This window comes from Streptomyces sp. NPDC046308 (assembly GCF_055588065.1).
Genome location: NZ_JBVJFB010000003.1, coordinates 509,051 through 523,746 on the forward strand (window position 1 = coordinate 509,051; position 14,696 = coordinate 523,746).

General features: G+C 70.5%; 12 protein-coding genes and 1 riboswitch. Of the genes, 7 read left to right on the top strand and 5 right to left on the bottom strand.

The window, feature by feature from the left end:
• Positions 1 to 14: 14 nt before the first annotated feature.
• Positions 15 to 800 carry a glucosamine-6-phosphate deaminase gene (gene nagB / locus ACZ6JT_RS16115; protein ID WP_469210303.1) on the top strand — a complete coding sequence of 262 codons (786 nt, stop codon included), beginning with the start codon at positions 15 to 17 and terminating at the stop codon, positions 798 to 800.
• 225 nt (positions 801 to 1,025) lie between these two features.
• Here the strand turns inward: nagB and ACZ6JT_RS16120 are convergent, their stop codons facing one another.
• The 4 genes from ACZ6JT_RS16120 to ACZ6JT_RS16135 form a co-directional block, all read right to left on the bottom strand.
• Positions 1,026 to 2,507, bottom strand: a complete 1,482-nt coding sequence (locus ACZ6JT_RS16120) for a glycoside hydrolase family 3 protein (RefSeq protein ID WP_469210305.1) — start codon at positions 2,505 to 2,507, stop codon at positions 1,026 to 1,028.
• An 8-nt stretch (positions 2,508 to 2,515) separates the two neighbouring features.
• Positions 2,516 to 3,394 (bottom strand): carbohydrate ABC transporter permease, encoded by an 879-nt coding sequence (locus tag ACZ6JT_RS16125; protein ID WP_469210307.1) that lies wholly within the window; start codon positions 3,392 to 3,394, stop codon positions 2,516 to 2,518.
• On the bottom strand, positions 3,391 to 4,410 hold the full coding sequence (locus ACZ6JT_RS16130; protein WP_469210309.1) for a carbohydrate ABC transporter permease: 1,020 nt from the start codon (positions 4,408 to 4,410) through the stop codon (positions 3,391 to 3,393). The genes ACZ6JT_RS16125 and ACZ6JT_RS16130 overlap by 4 nt, the downstream gene beginning before the upstream one ends.
• A 125-nt stretch (positions 4,411 to 4,535) precedes the next feature.
• Positions 4,536 to 5,819 carry an extracellular solute-binding protein gene (locus ACZ6JT_RS16135; RefSeq protein ID WP_469210311.1) on the bottom strand — a complete coding sequence of 428 codons (1,284 nt, stop codon included), beginning with the start codon at positions 5,817 to 5,819 and terminating at the stop codon, positions 4,536 to 4,538.
• 289 nt (positions 5,820 to 6,108) lie between these two features.
• Here ACZ6JT_RS16135 and ACZ6JT_RS16140 point away from each other — a divergent pair, with 289 nt between their 5' ends.
• The 3 genes from ACZ6JT_RS16140 (at position 6,109) to ACZ6JT_RS16150 (ending at position 9,450) form a co-directional block, all read left to right on the top strand.
• Positions 6,109 to 6,873, top strand: a complete 765-nt coding sequence (locus tag ACZ6JT_RS16140; protein ID WP_030016685.1) for a GntR family transcriptional regulator — start codon at positions 6,109 to 6,111, stop codon at positions 6,871 to 6,873.
• 163 nt (positions 6,874 to 7,036) lie between these two features.
• A complete protein-coding gene (locus tag ACZ6JT_RS16145) occupies positions 7,037 to 9,256 on the top strand; it encodes a carbon starvation CstA family protein (protein ID WP_469210313.1) in 2,220 nt (739 codons plus the stop codon).
• Positions 9,253 to 9,450 carry a CstA-like transporter-associated (seleno)protein gene (locus ACZ6JT_RS16150; protein ID WP_469210315.1) on the top strand — a complete coding sequence of 66 codons (198 nt, stop codon included), beginning with the start codon at positions 9,253 to 9,255 and terminating at the stop codon, positions 9,448 to 9,450. Before ACZ6JT_RS16145 ends, ACZ6JT_RS16150 begins: the two co-directional genes overlap by 4 nt.
• A 131-nt stretch (positions 9,451 to 9,581) precedes the next feature.
• Here the strand turns inward: ACZ6JT_RS16150 and ACZ6JT_RS16155 are convergent, their stop codons facing one another.
• Entirely contained in the window at positions 9,582 to 10,253 is a 672-nt protein-coding gene (locus tag ACZ6JT_RS16155; RefSeq protein ID WP_469210317.1) for a hypothetical protein, read from the bottom strand.
• A gap of 103 nt (positions 10,254 to 10,356) precedes the next feature.
• Here ACZ6JT_RS16155 and ACZ6JT_RS16160 point away from each other — a divergent pair, with 103 nt between their 5' ends.
• The 3 genes from ACZ6JT_RS16160 (at position 10,357) to ACZ6JT_RS16170 (ending at position 14,580) form a co-directional block, all read left to right on the top strand.
• Entirely contained in the window at positions 10,357 to 10,854 is a 498-nt protein-coding gene (locus tag ACZ6JT_RS16160) for a GNAT family N-acetyltransferase (RefSeq protein WP_469210319.1), read from the top strand.
• Positions 10,855 to 10,895: 41 nt separating this feature from the next.
• A riboswitch (cobalamin riboswitch) is annotated at positions 10,896 to 11,026 on the top strand.
• A gap of 144 nt (positions 11,027 to 11,170) precedes the next feature.
• Positions 11,171 to 13,564 (top strand): ribonucleoside-diphosphate reductase subunit alpha, encoded by a 2,394-nt coding sequence (locus ACZ6JT_RS16165; protein ID WP_469210321.1) that lies wholly within the window; start codon positions 11,171 to 11,173, stop codon positions 13,562 to 13,564.
• A complete protein-coding gene (locus tag ACZ6JT_RS16170; RefSeq protein ID WP_365475033.1) occupies positions 13,564 to 14,580 on the top strand; it encodes a ribonucleotide-diphosphate reductase subunit beta in 1,017 nt (338 codons plus the stop codon). The genes ACZ6JT_RS16165 and ACZ6JT_RS16170 overlap by 1 nt, the downstream gene beginning before the upstream one ends.
• The last annotated feature ends 116 nt before the right edge of the window (positions 14,581 to 14,696 follow it).

Consider the following 14,696-nt stretch of genomic DNA (forward strand, 5'->3'; position numbering starts at 1 on the left):
TCGGCAGGCCCAGCGTGGAAGTTGTCATCGTCCCGGACGCCAAGGCAGGCGGCGAGCTCATCGCGGAGGCCATGGCGGCCCTGGTGCGGCGCAAGCCCGACGCCCTGCTCGGCGTGGCGACCGGCTCTACCCCGCTGCCCGTCTACGAAGCCCTCGCGGCCAAGGTCAGGGCCGGTCAGGTCGACGCCTCGCGGGCGCGCATCTGCCAGCTCGACGAGTACGTCGGCCTGCCGGCCGGGCACCCCGAGTCCTACCGGGCCGTCGTGCTCCGCGAGGTCGTCGAACCGCTCGGCCTGTCCGAGGCCTCCTTCATGGGGCCCGACGGCTCGGCCGAGGACATAGTCGGCGCGTGCGAGGCGTACGACCGGGCCCTCGCCGAGGCCGGCGGCGTCGACCTCCAGCTGCTCGGCATCGGTACGGACGGCCACATCGGCTTCAACGAGCCGTGCTCCTCGCTCGCCTCCCGCACCCGGATCAAGACGCTGACGGAGCAGACCCGCGTGGACAACGCGCGCTTCTTCGACAACGACCTGGACCAGGTGCCGCACCACGTCATCACCCAGGGCATCGGCACCATCCTCGACGCCCGCCACCTGGTCCTCCTGGCCACGGGCGAGGGCAAGGCCGAGGCGGTCGCGCAGACCGTCGAGGGCCCGCTGTCCGCGCTGGTCCCGGCGTCCGCGCTGCAGCTGCACCGGCACGCGACCGTCGTCGTGGACGAGGCCGCCGCGTCGAAGCTGAAGCTGGCGGACTACTTCCGGCACACGTACGCCAACAAGCCCGCCTGGCAGGGCCTGTAGCCGCACCGGCACGCCGAAGGGCCGGACCCCCGGAGTTGGGGGTCCGGCCCTTCGTGTCGCGCACGGGCAGCCGCTGCGCGGGGCCTCCCGGACGCAGCCCGGACCCGCGCCTCAAACGCCGGCGGGGCCGGATGTGCCCGGCGGGGCTGTACTTCAGCCCGTCCGGCGTTTGAGGACCGGGTCCGGGCAGAGCCCGGGATGCACCGCGCAGCGGCAACCGCCGGGCTACGCCCCCGCGATGACCTCCGCCGCGGCCCGGCCGCAGACGCGGGAGGCGCCGTGGGTGGCGATGTGGAGGGCTCCACGGGGCTCCGCCCGGGGGAGGCCCATCTCGACCACCACCGTGTCCGGCCGCGCAGCGACCAGCGCTTCCACGGCCTCCGCCATCCACGCGTGCCGGTGCGCGTCGCGGACCACCGCGACCACCGTGCGGTCCCCCGCCGCCGCCAGGATGTCCGCCGCCGCGGCGCCCTCCGGGTAGGCGCCCGCCTCCGTGCCCGGGAGCAGCGACGCCAGTTCGGCGGCCACGCCCCACGGGGTCTCGTCGCCCACCGCGATGTTCGCGACCGGGGTCAGCGTCGCCACGTACGGGGCGGAGAGCGGCCGCGGCGCACCGGTGACGGCGACGGCGCGGCGGGCCGCCGCCAGCCCGATGCCGGACGCGCGGCTCCCCTCCGGCCGCGCGTCCGGCCGGGCCCGGAGGGTCCACGCGGCGAGCTCGCGGACGCGGGCGGCGGCGTCGGCGAGGCGCTCCTCGGGGAGCGTGCCCTCGCGTACGGCCGCGACCAGCGCGTCGCGCAGCCGCAGGACCGTGGCCTCGTCGGCGAGTCCGCCGCCGACACAGATGGCGTCGGCGCCCGCCGCGATGGCGAGGACCGAGCCGCGCTCGATCCCGTACGTCCCGGCGATGGCGTTCATCTCCATGCCGTCGGTGACGATGAGGCCCTCGTAGCCGAGCTCCTTGCGCAGCAGGCCGGTCAGGATCTGCGGGCTGAGCGTGGCCGGGCGGGTCGGGTCGAGGGCGGGCACCAGGATGTGCGCGCTCATCACGGCCTTGGTGCCGGCCTCGATGGCCGCCTTGAAGGGGATCAGCTCGCGGGCCTGGAGGGTGTCCAGGTCGACGTCGATGCGCGGCAGGGCGTGGTGCGAGTCGACGCTGGTGTCGCCGTGGCCCGGGAAGTGCTTGGTGCACGCGGCGACGCCGGAGGCCTGCAGGCCCTCGACGTAGGCGGCGGTGTGCCGGGCGGCGAGGTGGGTGTCGGCGCCGAAGGACCGTACGCCGATGACGGGGTTGTCCGGGTTGGAGTTGACGTCGGCGGACGGGGCCCAGTTGAGGTTGACCCCGCACTCGGCGAGGCGGCGGCCCAGCTCGCGGGCCACGTCCCGGGTGAGGCCGGTGTCGTCGACGGCGCCGAGGGCCAGGTTGCCGGGGAAGGACGAGCCGCCGCGGACCTCCAGGCGGGTGACGTCACCGCCCTCCTCGTCGATGGCGACCAGGACGTCGTCCCGTTCGGCGCGCAGCTGCGCGGTCAGTGCGGCGAGCTGCTCGGGCGAGGCGATGTTGCGGCCGAACAGGCCGACGGCGGTCAGGCCTTCGCCGACCCGGCGCAGCAGCCAGGCGGGGGCGGTGGTGCCCTCGAAGCCGGGCTGGAGGACCGCGAGGGCGTCCCGGGTGAGCGTGTCGCTCCGGTGCGCAAGGACAGTCATGGCGGCCGTTATCCCTTCACGGCGCCGGCGGTCATCCCGCCGACGGCCTTGCGCTGGAGGAAGATGAAGATGAGCAGGACCGGGACCGCGAAGAGCGAGGACGCGGCCATGGTGGCGCCCCAGTCGTTGCCGAAGGCCGTCATGAACTCGGTCAGCCACAGCGGCAGGGTCTGCGCGCTCTTGTCCTTGTTCAGGATCAGGACCATGGCGAACTCGTTCCAGGCCGTGATGAAGCCGAAGAGCGAGGTGGACATCAGGCCGGGGGCCAGCAGCGGGAAGATCACCTTGCGGAAGGCCTGGCCGCGGGTGCAGCCGTCGATCTGGGCGGCCTCCTCCAAGGTCACCGGGACGGCGGCGATGAAGCCGCGCAGGGTCCAGATGGTGAAGGGGAGGATCATCACGAAGTAGATCGCGGTGAGCAGCGGGAGGCTGTTCAGCATCTCGCCGTCGCGGGCGATCATGTACATCGCGATGACCATGACCTCCCAGGGGGCCATCTGGGCCATCATCACGGTGAGGACGAGGCCCTTGCGGCCCTTGAACCGCATGCGGGCGATGGCGAAGCTCGCGGCGAGGGCGACGAGCAGGGCCAGCGCGACGGCGCCGACGGTGACCAGGACGCTGTTGGTGACGTACGTCCAGAAGTTGGAGACCCCGGTGGCCTTGCTGAAGTTGTCGAGCGTCGGGGTGAAGACGAAGACCGGGTCCTTCGTGAGCATCTGGCTCGACGGCTTGAGGGCCGAGGAGAACATCCAGTACACGGGGAAGACGAAGACCAGGGCGAGGAGGAGCGCGCCGAGGTTCTTGGCCACGGCGGCGGGGCGGACCGGCCGGCGCTTGCGGAGCTGCTGCGCGGGCTTCGGCGCGGTGGTGGTGGGGCTGCTCACTGCTCCTCCTCCTGCTTCAGGATCAGGCGGAAGTAGAAGGACATGACGACCACGAGGATCAGGATCGTCAGGACGGAGATCGCGGCGGCCAGGCCGTAGTGGGCCTGGCTCTGGCCCTCGACGTAGGCGAAGACCGGGAGGATCTCGGAGCCGCGGTCGGGGCCGCCCTTGTTCATGGCGTAGACCTGGGTGAAGGCCTTGAACACCCAGATCACCTCGAGGAACGTGGTGATGAGGAAGAACGGCTTGAGGTTCGGGAAGACGATCTTCCAGAAGGTCTGCCAGCCGTTGGCGCCGTCCATCCGGGCGGCCTCGTACAGCTCGGCCCCGACCGTGGTCAGTCCGGCGTACATGTTGAGGGCGACGAAGGGGATGGAGCCCCAGACCACCAGGACGGTGACGATCGTCAGGGTGGAGAGGCCGGTCTGCATCCAGTTGTGCTGCTCGTAACCGGCGAAGCCGGCGGTGCGCATCACCCAGTTCATGACGCCGAACTGCTCGTCGAACAGCCACTTGAAGACCTGGACGGAGGCCACGATGGGCATGGCCCAGGCCATCACCAGCGCCATCGAGAGGACCAGGCGCATCTTCTTGCCGAGCCGGTTCAGCAGGATGCCGATGAGGCTGCCGAGCACCATGATCAGCACGACGTTGGCGGCGGTGAAGGCGAAGCTGCGGACGACGACGGTCCAGAAGTCCGCGTCGACGATCAGCTCGGTGTAGTTGGAGAATCCCGCGAAGGGGTACTTCCGCTGGATGAACTCGATCTTGTTGATGTCCTGGAAGGACAGGATCACGTTCTTGACCAGCGGGTACAGCAGCAGTGTCGCGAGGGCGAGCACCGCGGGCCCGACCAGCAGGTAGGGCAGCCACCCCGAGGGGAGCGACCTTCCGCCCCCGCGAGGAGACTTGGGACCGGGGCTGGTGGGGGACGCGGACCTCACGGGCCGTCCGGCGGACTTCTGTGGTGCGTCCTGTGGAGCGTCGGTCATCGCTCCCTGGGAGTGCACGGTCATGGCGTGGCTTCCTCGCGGTTGACTGTGGAGTCAAATGCGCGACGGGGGGCACGGCGGCGGCCTGGCGCCTGCCGTGCCCCCAGTGCGCTCACACTGCTGGGTGGTGCGTGAACTGCCGGGTGGGACTACTTGTTGATGCGGTTCGCGATTTCCTTGTCCGCGTCCGCGCCCGCCTTGGCGGGGTCCTCACCGTTCAGGACCTTGGTCATGAACTCCTTGATGGGGTTCGGCTCGGTCTCGACGTTCGCCCAGCCCGCGGTGACCGGAGTGATCTTGCCGTTGACGCCGGCCTTGCCCATGGCCTCGGCGAAGGAGCCGGCGGCCGGGGTGAAGTTCGCGCCGGCCTGGTTCGGCAGCAGCGCGCCCTTGGTCTCGGCGGCGTACTTGGTCATCTGGTCCTTGCCGGCGGCGAGGGCCAGCCACTCCTTGGCGAGCTCCTTGTTCTTGGAGCGCTCGGCGATCGCGAGGTTCGAGCCGCCGAGGAAGACGGTGCTGGTCTTGTCCGCGGTCTTGCCGGGGATCGGGAAGTAGCCGAAGTCGGCCTCCTTGCCCGCGTCCTTCAGGGCCTTCTCGGCGCCGCCGGCCTCCCAGCCGAGACCGATCCAGGAGGCGACGCCACCCTTGGGGACGATGTCGGTGGACTGCTGCGGGTTGGCCTCGTCCTTGTCCTTGGGGGCGGTGGAGAAGGACTGGAGCTTCTTGTAGAACTCCACGGCGGAAGCGGCCTGCGGGGTGCCGAGTCCGCCCTTCCACTTGGAGCCGTCCTTGACGGCGAGGTCGCCGCCCTCGTCCCAGACGAAGCCCGCGAGGACGTACCAGCTCTGGCCGGGCAGGTAGATCGGCTGCGAGGCCGGGTCGGCCGCCTTCAGCTTCTCCAGACCGGCGATCCACTCGTCGCGGGTCTTCGGCGGGGTGACGCCGGCCTTCTCGTAGGCCTTCTTGTCGTAGATGACGACGCGGTTGGCGGCGTACCACGGGGCGGAGTAGAGCTTGCCGTCGATCTCGGCCGAGGCGAGCATGCTCTTCTGCCAGGCGTCGGCGCCGAGCTTGGCCTTGTCCTTCGTCAGGTCGGCGAGGCCGCCGGTGACCGCGTAGCCGGCGGTCTGGGTGTTGCCGAGCTCCAGGACGTCCGGCGGGTTGTTCTCGGAGAGGGCCGTGGTGACCTTCTCCTGGATGCCGGTCCACTTCTGCTCTTCGACCTTGACCGTGACACCGGGGTGCTTGGCCGAGAACTCCTTGTTGACCTCGTCGATCCAGGCCTTGGGCGCGGAGCCGTCCATCACCCAGACGGTGATCTCCTTGGCGCCACCCGCGTCGGTCTTCGCCTTGTCGTCGCCGCCGTCGCCGCACGCCGCGACTCCGACCATCATGCCCGCGACACTGACCGCCGCGATGAGCTTGCGCTTCACGCCACCCTCCTCAGGGATGCCTGCCTGCACTTCCCTCGCCCGCCGCGGTGACATACGCGAAGTACTGCCGTGGGGCCGGGATCTGATCCATATTGGTTTAGACCAGTAGCTGGAGCTTGGCCTAGACCTTTAGGGGTGTCAAGGGTCTAATGAGCGGGTGCCCGGTCCGTTATCGGACCGACACCTGGGGAGAGAGAAGGCCTGTCCCCCCTTACGTGTCACCATGTGACCGCACATATCGGAGGAGCCGGTGACGGCAGCGAAACTGGAGTCGGGAAGGCGGGCGGCGATGGCCACCGAAGGGGCGACCACGGAGCCGGAAGGCGGGGCGGCCACCCGCACGGCGCGCGTTCCCAAGTACTACCGACTCAAGCGGCACTTGCTCGACATGACCGAGACACTGCCGCCCGGCACCCCGGTCCCGCCGGAGCGCACGCTCGCGGCCGAATTCGACACCTCGCGGACCACCGTCCGGCAGGCCCTCCAGGAACTGGTCGTAGAGGGACGACTGGAGCGGATCCAGGGCAAAGGCACCTTCGTCGCCAAGCCCAAGGTCTCCCAGGCCCTGCAACTCACCTCGTACACGGAGGACATGCGGGCCCAGGGTCTCGAACCGACCTCCCAGCTCCTCGACATCGGCTACGTGACGGCCGACGACACCCTCGCCGGACTGCTCAAGATCACCACCGGCGGACGGGTCCTGCGCATCGAACGGCTGCGCCTGGCCAGCGGCGAGCCGATGGCCATCGAGACCACGCACCTGTCGGCCAAGCGCTTCCCCGCGCTGCGCCGCTCACTGGCCAAGTACACCTCCCTCTACACCGCCCTCGCGGAGGTCTACGACGTCCACCTGGCCGAGGCCGAGGAGACGATCGAGACCTCGCTGGCCACCCCGCGCGAGGCCGGACTGCTCGGCACCGACGTCGGCCTGCCGATGCTGATGCTGTCGCGGCACTCCCTGGACGCCGACGGCGAACCGGTGGAGTGGGTGCGGTCGGTGTACCGCGGGGACCGGTACAAGTTCGTCGCCCGGCTCAAGCGCCCCGCCGTCTGACCTCGAACGTTCGGCCCCGTCCGAGGCCGCCCGGCCCCGCCCGCCGGCTCCCGGCCTACCGAATTCCTTCACATACCGGAATGCGGACGGACCCTTACGCTGACCGGGCAATTCCCCGTAGATTCCCTGCCCTTACGCAGATGATCGACGAGGGGACGAGGTCATGCCTGAACCGGAAGCAACAGGGACAGAACGGGACGCGGCGAGTCCGGGCACCACGCCCGGCTCGCCCTCTCCCAAGTCCATCGCCGTGTGGGTGCTCGTCGGACTCGTCGGCGCCCTCGGCTGGGGCGTGCTGGCGCTCTCGCGCGGCGAGGAGATCTCGGCCGCGTGGCTGCTCGCCGCCGCGCTGGGCTCGTACGCCATCGGATACCGCTTCTACGCGCGCTTCATCGCGGACCGCGTGCTCAGGGTGGACAAGACGCGGGCCACCCCCGCCGAGCGCCTTGACAACGGTGTCGACTTCCATCCCACCGACCGCCGGGTGCTCTTCGGCCACCACTTCGCCGCCGTCGCCGGCGCCGGCCCGCTCGTCGGACCGGTGCTCGCCGCGCAGATGGGGTACCTGCCGGGCACCATCTGGATCGTCGCGGGCGTCATCTTCGCCGGCGCGGTACAGGACATGATCACGCTGTTCTTCTCCACCCGGCGCGACGGCCGCTCGCTCGGCCAGATGGCCCGGGACGAGATCGGCCCCGTCGGCGGAGCCGCCGCCCTGGTCGCCGTGTTCGCCATCATGATCATCCTGCTGGCGGTGCTCGCGCTGGTCATCGTCAACGCCCTGGCACACTCCCCCTGGGGCGTGTTCTCCATCGGCATGACCATCCCGATCGCCCTCTTCATGGGCTTCTACCTGCGCGTGCTGCGGCCGGGCCGGGTCACCGAGGTCTCCACCATCGGTGTCGCCCTGCTCCTGGTCGCCATCATCGCGGGCGGCTGGGTCGCCGAGTCCTCCTTCGCGGACACCTTCACGCTGGAGAAGGAGACGCTGGTCATCTGGATGGTCGCGTACGGCTTCATCGCGTCGGTGCTGCCGGTGTGGATGCTGCTCGCGCCCCGCGACTACCTCTCCACCTTCATGAAGATCGGCACGATCGCGCTGCTCGCGCTGGGCGTGGTCATCGCGATGCCGATGCTGAAGATGCCCTCGATCACGGACTTCGCCGCGCGCGGCGACGGCCCGGTGTTCGCCGGCTCGATGTTCCCCTTCGTCTTCATCACCATCGCGTGCGGCGCCCTGTCCGGCTTCCACTCGCTGGTCGCCTCGGGCACCACCCCGAAGATGATCCAGAAGGAGACCCAGGTCCGGGTCATCGGCTACGGCGCGATGCTGACCGAGTCCTTCGTCGCCGTCATGGCGATCATCGCGGCCTGCATCATCGAGCCCGGCCTCTTCTTCGCGGTCAACTCCCCCGGCGGCGTCATCGGCACCACCGTCGAGTCGGCCTCGCAGGCGGTCACCAACTTCGGCTTCGCCATCTCCCCCGAGGCGCTGGCCCAGGCCGCCAAGGACGTGGAGGAGACCAGCCTGCTGTCCCGTACGGGTGGCGCGCCGACCTTCGCACTCGGAATGTCGGAGATCTTCTCGTCGGTGATCGGCGGGGCGGGCATGAAGGCCTTCTGGTACCACTTCGCCATCATGTTCGAGGCGCTGTTCATCCTCACCACCCTCGACGCGGGCACCCGAGTCGGCCGGTTCATGCTCCAGGACACCCTCGGCAACCTGCACAAGCCCTTCAAGGACGTCAGCTGGAAGCCCGGCGTCTGGCTGGCGAGCGCCATCGTCGTCGGCGCCTGGGGCTACTTCCTGTGGGTGGGCGTCAAGGACCCGCTGGGCGGCATCAACCAGCTGTTCCCGCTGTTCGGCATCGCGAACCAGCTCCTCGCCGCGGTCGCCCTGGCCGTCTGCACCACCCTGCTGGTGAAGTCCGGCCGCCTCAAGTGGGCCTGGGTGACGGCCGTCCCGCTGGCCTGGGACGTGGCCGTGACGCTCACCGCCAGCTACCAGAAGATCTTCTCCGACAACCCGAAGATCGGCTTCTTCGCGCAGCGCAGCACCTACCAGGAGGGCATCGACGCCGGGAAGGTGCTCAAGCCCGCGAAGAACATGGACGAGATGCACACCGTGGTCACCAACGCCACGGTGGACGGCGTACTGTCGGCCCTCTTCGCGCTGCTGATCATCATCGTGCTCCTGGACGCGGCCCGGACCTGCCTGAAGGCCGTCCGCAAGCCGGAGTCGGCGACCCTCACCGAGGTCCCGTGGACCGAGTCGAAGATCATCGCCCCGGCCGGGCTGATCCCGACGCCCGAGGAGCGGGCGGAGCTCGCCGCGGCGGGCCTCGACTCGGGCGGCGGACAGGTCAAGGAGCCGGTGGCGTGAGCACCGTACGGGGCGTGCTGGCCCGCGCCCGGTTCTACGTACGGGAGTTCTCGGGGGAGGCGGCGTACGACCGGTACGTCGCCCACGCCCGCTCGCACGACCCGGACGCGGAGGTCCTCACCCGCCGCGCCTTCGAACGCGCCCGCACGGACGCCCGCGAGGCGGACCCCCGCGAGGGCTTCGGCTGCTGCTGAGCCACCCCGCACACCGAAGGCCCCGCCGGACGCTTCCGGCGGGGCCTTCGCCCGTGTTCAGCGCACGCTCAGCAGCAGCGGCGCCCAGGCCTCGGTATGGGGACCTCGCGGCCCCGAACCGGCCCCGCGCCTCAGCGCTCGCGGCCCGTGCCCGCCCGGCCTGCGGCGAGCACCGGCTCGGCCGCCACGCCCGTTCGCTCGGCCCGCCGCCTCGACACCCGGCGCCACGCCGCCGCACCGGCCAGGAGCGCCAGCCCGTCCACCACCGCCGCGGACAGGCCCATCGCCGCGACCGACTGCCACGCGTGGTCGTCCAGCTCCCCGCCCTCCGGCGACGCCCACAGCCGGATCCGGTGCCCGTCCGGGTGCATCTTGTCCGCCGGGCGCACCTCGTCGAAGGTGCGTCCGCCGACCGACCAGACGTACCGGCACTCGACCTCGTCCTTCGGCGGGGCGCCGTCGTCCCAGTGCTGCCCGGTCACCCGACAACCGCTGAGCTCGACCGTCACCGGTTCCGTCGTCCGCCCCCGGAGCTGGACCTGCTCCACCGCGCCGCCCGTGGTGAGGACCCCCGCCAGCACCAACGCCGTCAGACCGGCGGCGGCCAGCGCGTCGGCCCACCGGTCCAGACCCGGCCGGAGTATGAGCCCGACCAGCGCCGCCACCAGCCCCGCCCCGAGCAGGACGAGCGGCCAGGCCGTCCACGGCCTCCCGTCCGCCCAGTTCCACAGCAGCACGCCCGCGCCGACGACCGCGGCCACCGACCCCCCGACCGCGACGTACCCGCCTACCTTCTGCGCCATTTCGCACCCCCCATTCCCTCCGCTACCCACCCGTCCGATGCCGCAACCACGTCGCCGCCGCCAGGTGTTCGTCCGCCGACACGCGTCCTGCACACTCGACCGCATGGACATGGTGATCAGGGCGGCGCTGCCCGCCGAGTACGCGGAACTGGGCGAGATCACGGCGCAGGCCTATCTCACCGACGGGCACCTGGACTTCAACGAGGACGACGCGTACCTGAAGGTGCTGCGTGACGTGGCCGGCCGGGCCGCCCTGGGCGAGGTGCTCGTCGCCGAGCGCGACGGGCGGATCCTGGGCGGGGTGACCTTCGCCGCGCCCGGGAGTCCGCTCGCCGACATCGCCGGCCCGGACGAGGCCGAGTTCCGGATGCTCGCCGTGGCCCACGCGGGGCGCGGCCAGGGCGCCGGCGAGGCTCTGGTGCGGGCCTGCGTCGAGCGGGCGCGGGCGATCGAGGGCGTGTCGGGCATGGTGCTCTCCACCCAGCGCGGCATGACCGGCGCCCATCGGATCTACGCGCGACTGGGCTTCGTACGCGTTCCGGAGCGGGACTGGGCGCCCATCCCGGGCCTGACACTCCTGGCGTATCGACTCAAGCTGTAGCCACGCCGACACTACATGTGGGGGTTGGCTCACAGGGGCGCCCCCACATGTATGCTCAAGGCTGCTGTCTCGCAGGGGAATCCGGTGTGAATCCGGAACTGTCCCGCAACGGTATGAAGTGTCCGGCTACCGGACACCAAGTCCGATGACCTGCCGACAGCGCGCCCGGCTCGACCGATCCGGGTGCCGACACGTCCGGGCCTCGCGGTTGGGCCGGTGGACGCCATGCGGTGTGTACGCGTTCCCGTCACGCCCGCATGCGCCCGCTCGCGCCCACTCCGCCGATGACCGGGCCGAGCGAGGGAGAGCTCCCGCCGTGACCATCGCGCCTTCCGCACCGCGCGCCGAGTCCGTTTCTGGCGACAACACCGAGGGCCCGGGGGCCACGCTGCTGCGTACCCTCACCGAACTGACGGCGGACCTCCCCGACACCGACCCCGGCCGCGTCGCCGCCGCCGCGCTCCGCGGCCGCAGCTCCGCCGCCGACGAGGCCGAACTGCGGGGGCTGGCCACCGAGGCGGCCGCCGGTCTCATCTCCGAGGACCCCGCGTACTCGAAGCTCGCCGCCCGGCTGCTGACGCTGGCCGTGCGCGACGAGGCCGCGAGCCAGGGCTCCACCTCCTTCTCCGCCTCCGTCGAGGTCGGCCACCGCGAGGGCCTCATCGCCGACCGCACGGCCGAGTTCGTGCGAACCCACGCGAGCCGCCTCGACGCGCTGGTCGAGCACACCCTCGCCGAGGGCGCCGACGACCGCTTCGGCTTCTTCGGCCTGCGCACCCTGCACAGCCGCTACCTGCTGCGCCACCCGATCACCCGTCAGGTGATCGAGACCCCGCAGTACTTCATGCTCCGCGTGGCCTGTGGCCTCGCCGCGGACGAGAGCGTCCAGGCCGTCGAGGAAGTGGCCTCGCTGTACCGGCTGATGAGCCGCCTCGACTACCTGCCCTCCTCCCCCACCCTCTTCAACTCCGGCACCCGGCACCCGCAGATGTCCTCCTGCTACCTGCTGGACTCCCCGCTGGACGAGCTCGACTCGATCTACGACCGCTACCACCAGGTGGCGCGCCTGTCGAAGCACGCGGGCGGCATCGGCCTGTCGTACTCCCGCATCCGCGCCCGCGGTTCCCTGATCCGCGGCACCAACGGCCACTCCAACGGCATCGTGCCGTTCCTGAAGACCCTCGACGCCTCCGTCGCCGCCGTAAACCAGGGCGGCCGCCGCAAGGGCGCCGCCGCCGTCTACCTGGAGACCTGGCACGCGGACATCGAGGAGTTCCTGGAGCTCCGCGACAACACCGGTGAGGACCAGCGCCGCACGCACAACCTGAACCTCGCCCACTGGGTGCCGGACGAGTTCATGCGCCGCGTGAACGCGGACGCCGAGTGGTCGCTGTTCTCCCCGGCCGACGTGCCCGAGCTGGTCGACCTGTGGGGCGACGACTTCGACGCCGCCTACCGCAAGGCCGAGGCGGCGGGCCTGGCCCGCAAGACCATGCCCGCCCGCGACCTGTACGGCCGGATGATGCGCACCCTCGCGCAGACCGGCCAGGGCTGGATGACGTTCAAGGACGCCTCCAACCGCACGGCGAACCAGACCGCCGAGCCGGGCACGGTCGTCCACTCCTCCAACCTCTGCACCGAGATCATCGAGGTCACCAACGACGGCGAGACCGCCGTCTGCAACCTCGGCTCGGTCAACCTCGGCGCGTTCGTGCTGACGGAGACGGGCGAGATCGACTGGGAGCGGCTGGACGAGACCGTCCGCACCGCCGTGACCTTCCTCGACCGCGTGGTGGACATCAACTTCTACCCGACCGAGCAGGCCGGCCGCTCCAACGCCCGCTGGCGCCCGGTGGGCCTGGGCGCCATGGGCCTCCAGGACGTCTTCTTCAAGCTGAAGCTGCCCTTCGACTCCCCCGAGGCGAAGGCGCTGTCCACGAAGCTCTCCGAGCGCATCATGCTGGCCGCGTACGAGGCCTCCTGCGACCTCGCCGAGCGCAGCGGCCCCCTCCCGGCCTGGGAGCAGACCCGTACCGCCCGCGGTGTCCTGCACCCGGACCACTACGAGGTCGAGCTGAACTGGCCCGAGCGCTGGGACGCGCTGCGCGCCCGCGTCGCGAAGTCCGGCATGCGCAACTCCCTGCTCCTCGCCATCGCCCCGACGGCCACGATCGCCTCGATCGCCGGCGTGTACGAGTGCATCGAGCCGCAGGTCTCCAACCTCTTCAAGCGCGAGACGCTCAGCGGTGAGTTCCTCCAGGTGAACGGCTACCTGGTGGAGGAGCTGAAGGCGCTCGGCGTGTGGGACGCCCAGACCCGCGAGGCGCTGCGCGAGTCCTCCGGCTCGGTCCAGGGCTTCGGCTGGATCCCGGCGGAGGTCCGCGAGCTGTACCGCACGGCGTGGGAGATCCCGCAGCGCGGTCTGATCGACATGGCGGCGGCCCGTACGCCGTTCCTGGACCAGTCGCAGTCGCTGAACCTGTTCCTGGAGACGCCCACCATCGGCAAGCTCAGCTCGATGTACGCGTACGCCTGGAAGCAGGGTCTGAAGACCACCTACTACCTGCGCTCGCGCCCCGCGACGAAGATCGCCCGCGCCGCGTCCGCGTCCGCCGTGCCGGCCGCCGCCACCCCGCTCCCGCAGGCCGTCGACGCCGACGCTCTGGCCTGCTCCCTTGAGAACCCCGAGTCCTGCGAGGCCTGCCAGTAATGAGCTCCAACGACAACAAGAACCTCCTGGACCCGGGCTTCGAGCTCACGCTCCGTCCGATGCGCTACCCGGACTTCTACGAGCGCTACCGGGACGCGATCAAGAACACGTGGACGGTGGAGGAGGTCGACCTCCACTCGGACGTGGCGGACCTCGCGAAGCTGACGCCGGCCGAGCAGCACATGATCGGCCGTCTGGTCGCGTTCTTCGCGACGGGCGACTCGATCGTCTCGAACAACCTGGTGCTGACGCTCTACAAGCACATCAACTCCCCGGAGGCGCGCCTGTACCTGTCGCGCCAGCTGTTCGAGGAGGCCGTGCACGTCCAGTTCTACCTGACGCTGCTCGACACCTACCTGCCCGACCCGGACGACCGCGCGGCCGCCTTCGACGCGGTCGAGGAGATCCCCTCCATCCGCGAGAAGGCGCAGTTCTGCTTCAAGTGGATGGACTCGGTCGAGAAGATCGACCGGCTGGAGACGCAGGCCGACCGCCGCCGTTTCCTGCTGAACCTGATCTGCTTCGCCGCGTGCATCGAGGGCCTGTTCTTCTACGGCGCCTTCGCGTACGTGTACTGGTTCCGCTCGCGCGGCCTGTTGCACGGCCTGGCCACCGGCACCAACTGGGTGTTCCGTGACGAGACCATGCACATGAACTTCGCGTTCGAGGTCGTGGACACGGTCCGCAAGGAGGAGCCGGAGCTCTTCGACGACGCCCTCCAGCAGCAGGTCACCGACATGCTCAAGGAGGCCGTGGAGGCCGAGCTGCAGTTCGGCCGCGACCTGTGCGGCGACGGCCTGCCGGGCATGAACACCGAGTCGATGCGCGAGTACCTGGAGTGCGTCGCGGACCAGCGCCTGGTCCGCCTCGGCTTCGCGCCGGTGTACGGCTCGCAGAACCCGTTCTCCTTCATGGAGCTCCAGGGTGTCCAGGAGCTGACGAACTTCTTCGAGCGCCGTCCGTCGGCCTACCAGGTCGCGGTCGAGGGCACGGTCGACCTGGACGAGGACTTCTAAAGGTCCATCGGTAGCACGGGCCGGGACGCGGTGAACGCCGCGAAGCCGGGATGCGGTTCAGCACCGCGTCCCGGCTTCTCGCGTTTCCGGCGCCCGATCGTCCGGCTTCCCGTGTG